Consider the following 11,612-nt stretch of genomic DNA (forward strand, 5'->3'; position numbering starts at 1 on the left):
CCCCGAGCACGTGTGGGTCAGCGTCCGATGTGGTGGCCGCCTTCGGCGGGGATGATGGCGCCGGTGGTCCAGCGGCTTTCGTCGGAGAGCAGGAACAGGGCGGCGCGGGCCATGTCGTCGGCCAGGGCGATCTGGTTCATCGGGGCCATGGAGGCCAGGTGCTGCTGGAGTTCGATGGGCAGGGTGTCCCACATCTCGGTGCGGGTGGAGCCGGGTGCGAGGGAGTTGACGCGCACGTTGGATGAGGCCAGTTCCAGGGCTGCGCTCTTGGTGAGGCCGTTGACGGCCCATTTCGAGGCGACGTATTCCGAGATGCCCGCCACTCCGACCATGCCGCCGACGGAGGAGACGTTGACGATCGAGCCGCCCTGGGCGGCGAGCAGCGCGGGGATCTCGTGCTTCATGGACAGGAAGACACCCCTGGCGTTGACCTCCATGACCCGGTCGTAGGCATCGGTGTCCTTCTCGTGCAGTGGTGTGCCGTCGCTGGTGATGCCGGCGTTGTTGAGCGCGCCGTCGAGGCGGCCGAACCGCTTGACCGCGGCGGTTACGGCGGCTTCCACCGTGGCCTCGTCGGTCACATCCAGTGGCACGGCGATGATCTGGTTGTCGGCGGTCGACAGCTCGGCCGCCAGCCTCTGGAGGCGGTCGGTGCGCCGGGCGCCGGCCACGACGTGGGCCCCTTCGGCGGCGAAGCGCCGTGTGGCGGCTTCGCCCATGCCGGCGGACGCGCCGGTGATCAGGATGACCTTGCCCTCCAGCCGGCGGGCCTGGATGGTCACCGGTGCGGGGTGGTGATTGGGGTGGGACGTCATGATGGTGTTCTCCGAACGTAAGAGACATGGGCGACGCGCAAGCGAACCCCCGGACCCAGCTCAGCGGCCGAGCACGGTCTTCAATGCCTGAGCCCCGTCCTGGCGGCCATGCGTCGCGGCCGCCTCCATCACCGTGCCCTCCAGCCTCCGTCTGCACCAGAGACCGCTTCTGCCTAGGACTGACGGGGCGATGCTCGTCCGTTGTCTCCGAGCGACGACGAATACGTCGATCACAACGAACCCGTGCATGCCATCCCGCAGGGCATCATGTCGGGTCGTGGCGATACGTCGAGATGTCAATGTTCGGCCGGCTCCGGTCATCCTGGAGGAGAACCCCACCGCCGCACCCAGGGCTCCGAGCGGAGGACGTCTGTACAGACGGCTGTCGATGCGGTCAGCCCACTGCTGAAACCATATCGTGCGTCAGTCTTGCAAGACCGACGCAAAGGACTGCTTTCCGACTGATGGCGTTCCTGCCGCCTTGCACATATCCATGTACGCCATCAACGGCTTTCAGAATTCCGGGTTCGCCATGACAACTCAGGACCATCCGCAACGCTCGCCTGTAACATCGAAAGCCATACGCGTATGGACCAAATCCCAGACCCGGGAGGGGACGGTGATACACCTCCCCGTGCACCTGGAACCGGGCCATCTCCAGGTGCTCGCCACGCCTCAGCAGATCCGTCGCACGGGTGGGCTCCCATGCGGTCGTCACCGCACGATCGACGGTTGTCTCATCCTCTTCCAGATGCTCAAACCGGCCAGGCCATAGAGCCAGCAACTCACCTGTGCCGTACCGTCGATGCACATGGAACGCCTCGGGCTGACGAAGCAGCCAGATGCCGGCCGAGCCCTGAAACGTCACGACGGAGCAGTGAAATCGACGACTCACGTCCGTTGCCTCGCGGAGGCGGCCGTGGCACTGCGGGCAGCCGCCCGCGACCTGCCGGGCGCACGGCCCACCGCCGAGGCGGAGGAGCCACCGATACTCCGCCTGCTGTTCTTCCGGTCTCCTCTGAAGTTAGTAGTGGAATCGCCAGGCGAGGCCACTACCATCGCCGCACGCATCAGGCACCGGAGCTGATGACCTCGGGCGTCCGACCGCTGCGCCGTTCGCGCAAGGTGGTGTGCGGCCCGAGGTCTGGTGGCGGAACGAGGAGAGCTACTCGTGCGCCCATGGGGGCCGTAGCTGCCGCCTTGCACCTACGGGAGGTTGCGGGCCATGACGATCCGCTGAATCTGATTCGTACCTTCATAGATCTGCGTGATCTTGGCATCGCGCATCATCCGCTCCACCGGATAGTCGCGTGTGAAGCCATAGCCGCCCAGCAATTGCACGGCGTCAGTGGTGATCTGCATGGCGGCATCCGAGGCGAAGCACTTGGCCGCAGCTCCGTAGAAGGTGAGGTCGGAGTCGACGCGTTCGGACTTGGCGGCCGCGGCATAGGTGAGCTGGCGGGCGGCCTCCAGCTTCATCGCCATGTCGGCGAGCATGAACTGCACGCCCTGGAAGTCGCCGATCGGCTTGCCGAACTGCTTGCGCTCCTGGACGTACCCCTTGGCGTGGTCCAGCGCGCCCTGGGCGATACCGAGGGCCTGCGCCGCGATGGTGACACGGGTGTGGTCCAGCGTCTTCATCGCCGTCGCGAAGCCGGTGCCGTCGGCACCGATCATGCGGTCGGCCGGGATACGAACCTGGTCGAGGTACACCTCACGGGTCGGCGACCCCTTGATGCCCAGCTTCTTCTCCGGCGCGCCGAACGACACGCCCTCGTCGGACTTCTCGACGACGAACGCGGAGATGCCCTTCGACCGCTTGCCGGGGTCGGTCACGGCCATGACGGTGTAATACTCCGAGACGCCCGCGTTGGTGATCCAGCGCTTCACGCCGTTGAGAACGTAACTGTCGCCTTCGCGTACCGCCCTGGTGGTCATCCCCACCGCGTCCGAACCCGCGTCCGGCTCGCTGAGACAGTACGAGAACAACGCGTTACCTTCGGCCAGCGGAGCCAGGTACCTCTTCTTCAACTCCTCGGAGCCGGAGAGGATCACTGGCAGCGAACCGAGCTTGTTCACCGCCGGGATCAGCGACGAGGAGGCGCACACCCGCGCGACCTCCTCGATGACGATCACAGTGGCCAGCGCGTCCGCTCCCGAGCCGCCGTACTCCTGTGGCACATGCACCGCGTGCAGGTCGGCGGCGACCAGCGCCTTGAGGGCCTCGGCCGGGAAGCGGCTCTGTTCGTCCACCTCGGCGGCGAAAGGCGCGATCTTCGCCTCGGCAAGCGAGCGGATCGACGCGCGGAGCATCTCGTGCTCCTCCGACGTCTGGTACAGGTCGAAGTCCTGATTCATGGCAGGGAATACCTCGGTCTCTGGCCCTGCCACTGGCAGACAGGGACGCGTAGGAAGTCAGCATGAACCCCGAAGTGGAACTCAGTACCATCATTATGCACACTGAGTTTCACAGATCCAATGGCACGTGATGGGGTGGTGTTAGGTTCCCCGTATGAGCGAGGCACAGGGACAGGGGCGGGGAGCCGGCGGCTCCGCGAAGCCCTCGAAGCGGGAGGCCCTGATCGCGGCGGCGTTCGATCTCTTCACCAAGCACGGGTTCGAGCAGACCACGGTCGATGACATCGTCCGGCTCGCGGGCGTGGGCAGGAGTTCCTTCTTCCGCTACTTCCCCTCCAAGGAGGATGTGGTCTTCCCCGACCACGAAGGCTGCTTGGCCGAGATGACGGCCTTCCTGCAGGATGGGAGCGGCGAGGAGGATCCGGTGATCCGGGTTTGCGACGCTGCGCGCCTCGTCATGCGGATGTACTCCGGCAACCCCTCCTTCGCCGTTCAGCGGTACCGTCTGACCAAGAGCGTTCCGGGGCTCCGCCATCATGAGTTGTCTGTGGTATGGCGCTACGAGCGCACCCTCGCCGACTACCTGCGCCGACGCTTCGCGCATCGGCCCGACGGAACGCTGCGCGCTGACGTGATCGCCGCCTCCGTGGTGGCAGCTCACAACAACGCGCTCCGCGCATGGCTCCGCTCTGGTGGACAGGACGACCCCACGGCCCACATGGACCACGCTCTGCGGTTCGTGCTGAACTCTTGGGGGCCGGAAGGCGAGGCCAGAAGCGCCCACGAGGAGGACGCCGACGACGTCGTCGTCCTGATCACCAAACGGAAGGCGCCGATGTGGCGCGTCGTCCGCGGGATCGAGACCACGCTCGGCGACCCCTGACCCGCCCTGTTCCTCCCATCCATCTGGTGAGACTCAGTACTCTTAGAGGGAGAACTAAGTCTCAAACCGTCTACGACGGTACGCGGAGCACGTTCCCCATCTATCAGCCAGTTGGGCGACGAGGAACAAGCCCCCGCCGCCTTTGTCGTCCGCGGTGGCTCTGCGGACATGGATGCCACGTCTCTTCACGTCACGCGGCGTCTGGTTGATCGCGGAATTCGACACCGCGAGGTAACGCTCGGCAGCCGAGAAAGCACCCTTGAGTTCCTCCGACTCAAGAAACGGGATCACCGCGCTGCCGGACGGACGTGAACAGGCAGCAGTCCACTGGGTTGCCAAGCCGCCGACGCAGGCGATGGCCGATGCCGCCGCCAGGCCGCCGTGGCGACGGTGCGGTTCGCCCTCGATCAGATACAGGCCGGGTCGGTCCAGGAGCCGCTCGGGAAAGCCCGCCCTATAAGCACCACCACGTTCCGGGACAGACACGACCTCGCGTTGCACCTGGTCGGGGCCTTGGGAGCGCAGGGAGGCGCTGGCACGGAGAGCATCATCCCGATTGTTCTTGACATGCGAGGCGGGTGGGTCGGTTGTCTGGGCACCGGCCCCGACGATCACGATCCGCGCATCCGTAATGGCGTCGAGGACGGCTCGGACGTAGGCCGAACCGACCGGGCCGCAGCCCACACACAGGACGTCGGCCACGAGAAGGCCTCCTGCCTCGACGGCCTCGACCCACCCACGGCTCACACGGGCGCTTTCGCAGGGTTCCAGCGACGTGCCGTCGACCTCGACGATGGCCCAGCCGCCACCCTTCTTCCGCCACTGCGTCCTTCAGCATCACGGCGACCTCGTCCCTGGGATGGAGGACCACGTCAAGGGTCGTAGCGGGTGTCCGCACCCGAGGGGCGAAGAGGTCAGCTCTGGGCAGTGGGCCGGACGACGATCTCGTTCACGTCGACCGCGGCAGGCTGTTCGATCGCGAAAGCGATGGCCCGGGCGATCGCGTCGGGCGGGATCGCCATACGGTCCCGCATCTTCACGATCTCTGCCCTGACCTGGCTGTTGGTTGACGCCTCGGCGAAGTCCGTCGCAATTGGGCCCGGTGAGACGGTGGTCACCCGCAGGGAGTCGCCGGCTTCCTGGCGCAGTCCTTCGCAGATGGCACGGACCGCGAACTTGGTGCCCGCGTAGACGGCCATGGTCGGCACGATGCGAAAGGCGGCCGTGGAGGCGGTGGTGATGAAGTGGCCGGCGCCCTGCGCACGGAAGACCGGCAACGCGGCGCCGATCCCGTGCAGGACGCCCTTCACGTTGACGTCGACCATGTGGTCCCACTCGTCGACGCGCAGATCATCGAGAGGCGAGATCGTGCCGACTCCGGCATTGCTGACGAGTACGTCGAGTCGGCCGAATCGCTCACCGGCCAGCGCGACCAGGGCCTGCAGGTCATCCCGCCGCGTCACGTCGGTGCGGATCTGCACGGCTGCGCCACCCGCCTTCTCGATCCGGGCCACCAGTTCCGCCAGGCGTTCGGACCGGCGTGCGCCAAGGACGAGTCGCGCGCCGCGTTCGGCGAGCAGCAGTGCGATTGCCTCACCGATGCCGCTGCTGGCTCCGGTGATCGCCACCACTTTGCCGTTGATTTCGGACATGAAGTTGTCCTCTCCGTTCTCCGCACCGGGACCGGGAGGCCGAGCGGCAGCGGGCCCTGGAGAAGTGTCCGGAAGCCGCTGCGCACTGGACCGCCGGGTGCCGGTGTGACCGTGTGAGGCCGTCGGCAGTGCCGCGGCCCGTGCTCGCACACCAGTCTCCGGGGGCGTTAGCCTGGTATCCAGACCGTATTTATTCTGGAACTGAAAGTACTGCCGTCATGCCTACGCAGCCGGACCAACGCCGTCTGCTGAGTGAGTTCCTCCGCAGCCGGAGAGAGCGCCTGACCCCTGACGAGGTGGGCCTGCCCCAGACTGGTCGCCGTCGCACTCCGGGACTTCGCCGAGAGGAACTGGCGCTGCTGGCCGGGATCAGCGCCACCTGGTACACGTACCTGGAGCAGGGGCGGGAGATCCGCGTCTCCGAACAGGTGCTCAACGCACTCGCGGCGGCGCTGCGGCTCGACCGGCACGAGCGCGATCATCTTCTGCATCTTGCCGGTCACGCGCCTGCGGCCGAAGCCGAGGAAAGCGAGCCACTGACGGCCGAGGTGGGTGCCGTCCCCCTGTTGCTCCAGCCGAACCCTGCATACATCATCGGCGGTAACTATGACGTCCTCAGCCACAACCAGGCGGCCGACGAGTTGTTCCCGAGGCTCATCACCGAGGCGGACCGGCGGGCCAACTTCGTCCGCTGGGTGTTTCTCGAACCGATGGCCCGGGACGTTCTGGTCGACTGGGAACCCGAGGCACGCGGCCTGCTCGGCCGACTTCGGACGCTGGCCGTACGCCATTCCGGCGACCCGCGGTACACCCGACTGATCGAGGAACTGAACGAGGGCAGCCCGGAAGTACGGGACTGGTGGCCCCAGTACGAGGTGCAGGCCCGGCACAGCGGTCGGAAACGGCTACGGCACCCGCAACGAGGAGCGATCGACTATGTGTACACCGCTTTTCACCTTGCCGAACAGATGGAACAGACGCTGGTCGTCTATTTCGACAGCAGCGAACCGCCCGACGGGGGCGTAGCCGTGACCGGCGAATGAAGGAAGAGGTCGACGGCGGCGTTCGCTCACGGTTACGGCGGCGGAGCACCAGCGGAACCGGAAGTACCCAGCCCTCGCCGAGATCCATGAGCAGGTTGCGGACGAGTTGGGTGACCCATGCACCGGCGGGGAGGCGCGGTGACGCCCAGGACATCGACGCGTATACCCCAGGCCGGTTCTCTCGCCAGGCGCTGGATGAGTCCGGCTGTCTCTTCCGGCAACGGTGGCCGACCGGGTCCAATCGCGTGTCTGGCACCACTTCCAGCGCACCAGACGCCAGTGCCAGGTCAGCAGCGCACCTGGGGTGACCAGCCGACGGCGGCGTAAAGCGCATGGCAGCTGCCGGGCGAGAGCTGAAAGCACGGCACGGTCATGAGAGCTGTGGCCGCTCGATCTGTCGGCGCAGCACAGCGACCTCATGGCGAAGCACGAGGATCTCGGCGTTGTTCGCGGCGTGATGCCTGGTAGGCACCCTTCTGAGGCTTGACCTGGGCCGCGAGACGACATTCGACGTTGCTTTCGGTCTCTCCCACCCGTCTCCCGCCTCTGACCAAAGGCCTGGGCCGGCCCGGCGACCTGGAGACGGTGCCGCGCACCGACCGGCAGTGGGGCGAACAGCCTCCGTGATCCGGCGCATCGGACTCAGGACACCTCGCATACCGCCAGGTGGTCGGGGTGACCGTGCCGGCCGAGGTATCCCTCCCCGACCGTGCTGTACGCGCCCGGCGGGAGCGTGGAGCACAGGCCGGTCGCGCCGTCCTGGTAGACGACCATCACACTCACGGTGTCCGCGCAGTTATTGGCGGCATTGGTGTATCGCCAGCTCTCGGACATCGCCACGCAGGCCGGAGCCGACCCGGATGTCCGGGCTCCGGCGGCGGCCGGCACGGACAGGCCGAACGAGAGAATCAATGCTGTGACGACTCCTGCGGACGCAATGCCCCATTTGATCCAGATCTGCATCATTTCCTCCTCGTCCCGCCGACCGGGTGTGTACATGTAGTTGAGTTACTCATCCCGCAACACGCCTTGCGGTCTTCAGAAGTTGAAGATTCCGGTAGGGTGAACACGAGCGCAACCCGATGAGCCCTCTTTCAGACAGCCCAGCCCTTTCGGACCCGGCAGCCCGTCACCGGCGCGAACGCGCCACCTGGGGCATCTGAGGGACCAGATGGCGCTTCAACCACTCCAGCCGCCTTCGGAGGACATGCCGTCGAGCCAGGTCACCGGCGCCCGACGCCGACCGGGACACCGCGGCCCGCGAGCCGTCCGGCAGCAGCCGGGCCGATCCTTGGCCGGAAGGGGGTGGAGGGCCGGTCACCGGGCAGCCGAGACCCCAACGGTGCCTCAGACAGGCAGAGCATCCCGGCGGAAGGAGTGTCGTGGCTCGAGTCGTCGAACGCATCAAGCAGTTCGCGAGGAGTCCGCAGAGTAGGCGAACGATCGAACAGGTGCGCCAGACCGCAGCCGATCCGCGCCGCCGCGCACAAGCCCAGGAGCTGGTACGAAAGCTGCGCGGCCACCGATGAGCCCGCAACACAGCCGGGCAGCCAGGCCCTGAGCGTACGGTCGGGCACGGCGAGCGCGTAGGAGGGCCGACGGCCCGTGCGCGGCGCAGGAAGAGGGCACGGGTTCCGGCCTGTAGGGCCTCAATCGCCGCGGCTCACGGCGGGGCGGCCCATAAACGCCACGCGCGACACGTTCTACCGGCCTCTGTGGGAGTCCTTCGCGCGGGTTAGACCTCGCCGTCTCTCGGCAATCCGGGCGTGGCGGGGTCGGAAAGCGACTGGCTGGAGCTGAGCATGACCGACCGCGCGGAGGAGACCCTGGCCGCGGTCGACTGGGCCCGCGGCCGTGCCGACATCGACAGCCGCCGCATCGGGTGGGCTGGCTTCGGCCCGGACCTCGGGGACGGCGTGGTGTGCGCCCACACTGGCCTGCCCCAGCCGGGCGGCGCCTCCCAAGTCCTCGCCCTCGGGGCGGATGTGATCACCGCATCGCTGTTGGCTGCCGCACACGGGACGGCCGGCCTGCGGCTCGCCATCGGCGGCCACGCCCGTGTGACGACCTCGGCCCTGGCCCCTGCCGGACGCATGACCCTCATCAACTACCTGGCCCAGCCCCTGGTGGGTACGCTGATGTTCACCGGCTACGGCACCTCGTTCGTCGGCCGCGTCGCACCGGTCTGGATCGCCATGATCACATTGACGTTGTTCGTCCTCCGGACGACCTGATGCCGTTGGTGGCCGCGCCGGCATCCGTACGGCCCGTGGAATGGTCGCTGCGCGCCTGGACCGACCTCACCCTGCCGCCCCGTGGCAGGGCGGTTGCCTGTGCTGATCCGAAGGCCGCTGCGGGCGTGCTTCCACCGTGTCCGCGCTTCGGTGCCGCCACCGTGCTGATCGTCGACGCCGACACCCGGCTCGTCGTTGTGGTCAGCCGGCCAGTGCAGCCGGTGTTCTGGCCGACCGAGATCCGGCAGCCGCAACGGCTGCACAGCGTAGGAGCTGACCGGTGAAGGCATCCGTCGGCAGCGCCACAGTGGTGGCCGACGAGCGCTGCCTTCCGGACGCTGGTGCCGTGCGGTCCAGGTCTGGAGCGGGTCGTCCGCAGGCTCCGACAGCGCTCCCATACGACACCACGCAGCGGCCGTACTGTACAGTGCTGAACGGCAATTGGTATCGGGCCGTCTCTTTTGTGGCAAGTGTTCAGGTCACGGTTCCCTCCAGGCCAAGTTCTCCACGCAAGATTGGCATGTCCTCGACACCGACCAAGGAAGCGCTGGTGAGAACGCATCGCACTCCGCGTACGGCCGCCGCCCTCGCCTTGGGTGCGGTCCTGCTCGCCCTCCTGACCGCCACCCCGGCTGGGGCCAACGATGAGGGCTTGCCGACGGTCACCCCGACCAGCGAGACCCCCGCCCTCTACGACGACGAGGCGGGCGGCAACTCCGACGCGGACGACCCCGCGATCTGGCGCAACGCGGCCGACCCCGACCGCAGCCTCGTCATCGCGACCGCCAAGGAAGGCGGCCTGCGCGTGTACGGCCTGGACGCCCGCCTGGTGCAGTCACTGCCCGCGCCACGGCCGCCGGCCCAGGACGACGCCCCGGGCCGGTTCAACAACGTCGACCTCGTCACCGGTCTGAAAACCCCCACCGGCCGGGCCGATGTGGCCGTGGTCAGCGACCGGGGCAACGACCGGCTGCGGATCTACCGCATCGACCCGTCCAAGCCGGGCGCCCCACTGACCGACATAACCGACCCGGCCGCCGTCCCGGTCTTCTCCGCCGACCAAGCCGAGATCAACGACCAGCGCACCGCGTACGGCCTCGCCACCTGGCAGGACAAGGCCACCGGCCGCTCCTACGCCTTGGTCAGCCGGCGGGAGCGGACCCGGCTCGCCCTCGTCGAACTGACCCCGACCGCGCGGGGCACCGTCGACTACCGCAAGGTCCGCACCCTCGACCTTCCGGCGTCATTCCGTCTGCCCGACGGCGCCACCTGGTCGCCCTGCGCCGAGCCGGGTGAGCTCCCCCAGGTCGAGGGCATGGCGGTGGACCCCGCCACCGGCACCCTCTACGCAGGCCAGGAGGACGTCGGTATCTGGCGGCTGCGCGCCGACCTGACCGACAAGCCGGTCCTGGTGGAGAAGGTCCGTGAGTACGGCGTCCCCGGCGTCTACGACGAGACCACCGAGGAGTGCACGGCCGGCGCCGACCCCGGTTTCGGCGGCGAGCGGCTGACCGCGGACGTCGAGGGCTTGACCCTGTTCCAGGAGTCCGACGACGACGGCTACCTCTTCGCCTCCAGCCAGGGCGACAGCACCTTCGCCCTGTACGACCGTGAGGTGAGCGAGGACAACGAGTACGAGGGCGGCTTCCGCGTCGGCGCGGCCTCCGCGACCCTCGACGGGTCGGAGGAGTGCGACGGCGCCGCCGTCCTGAACGCCCCGCTGGGCAGCCGCTACCCGAACGGCATGCTGGTCGTCCAAGACGGCCACGAGACCCCCGAGGTCCCCGATGGCGAGGGCGGCACCCGCACGGCGACCGGCTTCAAGTTCGTCGACCTGGGCGACGTGATGGACGCCGCCGACCTGTGACGTCCGCACCGCGCTGACACCTCCGACGGCCGCCGGGCGCTCCACCACACCTTGCGACCAGTGCGACCGTGTGAGCCAGGCATGTCCCGCCCCCGCACCAGTGGCACGCCGTCTGCCGACACCTCGCCGTCCTCCCCTGTACCGCTCCGCCCCTGCTGCGCGCGATGCTCTCGTACTTGAGCAAGCAGATCGGTGGCCACCTCGGGGGCACAACGCCTCACACCGAGTCCTCGATGAATTCGGTCGGGCGCATTCGGTGCGGGCTGTACGTATCCATCGTTCGGCGAGTGGGGTGGACTGCGGGATTTACGGCAGGGTCGGGATGGCCGCTGTGCCGTTGCCGGCGAAGACGGCGTCGAATGCGGCCGGTGAACTTATTGTCCCGGTCACGACAGATGAGGAACCGGAAGCACCCAGCGTGCCCATCCTTGGACGGACGCAGAGCCCCAGGTCAACCCGCGTACAGCAAATAAAGACACTCTTCAGGGGCCCACCAGGTATTTGAGAAGTTGTTGTTCCCGTCGCGAACGTAGACGGTGGTGCACCCATCAACATCGTCCAAATAGCCCCGTCGCGCCTCGCAGCGCCGTCACAGCTCGAGATCACGACGGCAACGAGGGTACGGATGATCAGCATGTTGCTGTTGCCCCTGGGGAGTTCGCCCCATGCTTGTCGGACGCCTGCCACATCCCTCTTACCGGCTCCGGAAGTGCCGCTCCGGACACCACGGGCATTCTACTAGCATCAGTGGCATCCATGA

The 11,612-nt window shown here is 67.5% G+C and carries 11 protein-coding genes; 6 read left to right on the plus strand and 5 right to left on the minus strand.

Annotation, left to right across the window (positions count from 1 at the left end; translation table 11 throughout):
- Positions 1-17: 17 nt before the first annotated feature.
- Together ACT2CW_RS42870 and ACT2CW_RS42875 are read right to left on the minus strand one after the other, a co-directional pair.
- The gene (locus ACT2CW_RS42870) at positions 18-815 is read right to left on the minus strand and encodes an SDR family NAD(P)-dependent oxidoreductase (RefSeq protein WP_445520540.1); all 798 of its coding nucleotides are present in this window, start codon (positions 813-815) and stop codon (positions 18-20) included.
- A 1,206-nt stretch (positions 816-2,021) separates the two neighbouring features.
- Positions 2,022-3,173 carry an acyl-CoA dehydrogenase family protein gene (locus ACT2CW_RS42875; protein WP_037964769.1) on the minus strand — a complete coding sequence of 384 codons (1,152 nt, stop codon included), beginning with the start codon at positions 3,171-3,173 and terminating at the stop codon, positions 2,022-2,024.
- A 154-nt stretch (positions 3,174-3,327) separates the two neighbouring features.
- Between ACT2CW_RS42875 and ACT2CW_RS42880 the strand changes: the two genes are divergently transcribed.
- A complete protein-coding gene (locus ACT2CW_RS42880; RefSeq protein WP_037964765.1) occupies positions 3,328-4,056 on the plus strand; it encodes a TetR family transcriptional regulator in 729 nt (242 codons plus the stop codon).
- Positions 4,057-4,110: 54 nt separating this feature from the next.
- Here ACT2CW_RS42880 and ACT2CW_RS42885 read toward each other — a convergent pair whose 3' ends face one another.
- Together ACT2CW_RS42885 and ACT2CW_RS42890 are read right to left on the minus strand one after the other, a co-directional pair.
- The gene (locus ACT2CW_RS42885; RefSeq protein ID WP_164437350.1) at positions 4,111-4,758 is read right to left on the minus strand and encodes a hypothetical protein; all 648 of its coding nucleotides are present in this window, start codon (positions 4,756-4,758) and stop codon (positions 4,111-4,113) included.
- Positions 4,759-4,970: 212 nt separating this feature from the next.
- Positions 4,971-5,708 carry an SDR family oxidoreductase gene (locus tag ACT2CW_RS42890; RefSeq protein WP_445520541.1) on the minus strand — a complete coding sequence of 246 codons (738 nt, stop codon included), beginning with the start codon at positions 5,706-5,708 and terminating at the stop codon, positions 4,971-4,973.
- Between the two features lie 218 nt (positions 5,709-5,926).
- On the opposite strand from ACT2CW_RS42890, the gene ACT2CW_RS42895 reads away from it, so the two are divergent.
- Complete coding sequence (locus ACT2CW_RS42895) at positions 5,927-6,751, plus strand: helix-turn-helix transcriptional regulator (protein ID WP_037964761.1); 825 nt, start codon at positions 5,927-5,929, stop codon at positions 6,749-6,751.
- Positions 6,752-7,393: 642 nt separating this feature from the next.
- On the opposite strand, the gene ACT2CW_RS42900 is transcribed toward ACT2CW_RS42895, so the two are convergent.
- Positions 7,394-7,750: a hypothetical protein gene (locus tag ACT2CW_RS42900; RefSeq protein WP_164436103.1), complete on the minus strand. Its 357-nt coding sequence runs from the start codon at positions 7,748-7,750 to the stop codon at positions 7,394-7,396.
- 383 nt (positions 7,751-8,133) lie between these two features.
- Here ACT2CW_RS42900 and ACT2CW_RS42905 point away from each other — a divergent pair, with 383 nt between their 5' ends.
- The 4 genes from ACT2CW_RS42905 to ACT2CW_RS42920 all read left to right on the plus strand — a co-directional run bounded on the left by ACT2CW_RS42905 (position 8,134) and on the right by ACT2CW_RS42920 (position 10,852).
- Positions 8,134-8,280: a hypothetical protein gene (locus ACT2CW_RS42905; protein ID WP_445520542.1), complete on the plus strand. Its 147-nt coding sequence runs from the start codon at positions 8,134-8,136 to the stop codon at positions 8,278-8,280.
- A gap of 237 nt (positions 8,281-8,517) precedes the next feature.
- Positions 8,518-8,985: a DUF418 domain-containing protein gene (locus ACT2CW_RS42910; protein ID WP_445520543.1), complete on the plus strand. Its 468-nt coding sequence runs from the start codon at positions 8,518-8,520 to the stop codon at positions 8,983-8,985.
- Between the two features lie 35 nt (positions 8,986-9,020).
- Complete coding sequence (locus ACT2CW_RS42915) at positions 9,021-9,269, plus strand: hypothetical protein (protein ID WP_138911720.1); 249 nt, start codon at positions 9,021-9,023, stop codon at positions 9,267-9,269.
- 236 nt (positions 9,270-9,505) lie between these two features.
- Positions 9,506-10,852 (plus strand): phytase, encoded by a 1,347-nt coding sequence (locus ACT2CW_RS42920; RefSeq protein ID WP_138911719.1) that lies wholly within the window; start codon positions 9,506-9,508, stop codon positions 10,850-10,852.
- The last annotated feature ends 760 nt before the right edge of the window (positions 10,853-11,612 follow it).

This window comes from Streptomyces sp. NEAU-174 (assembly GCF_052665095.1).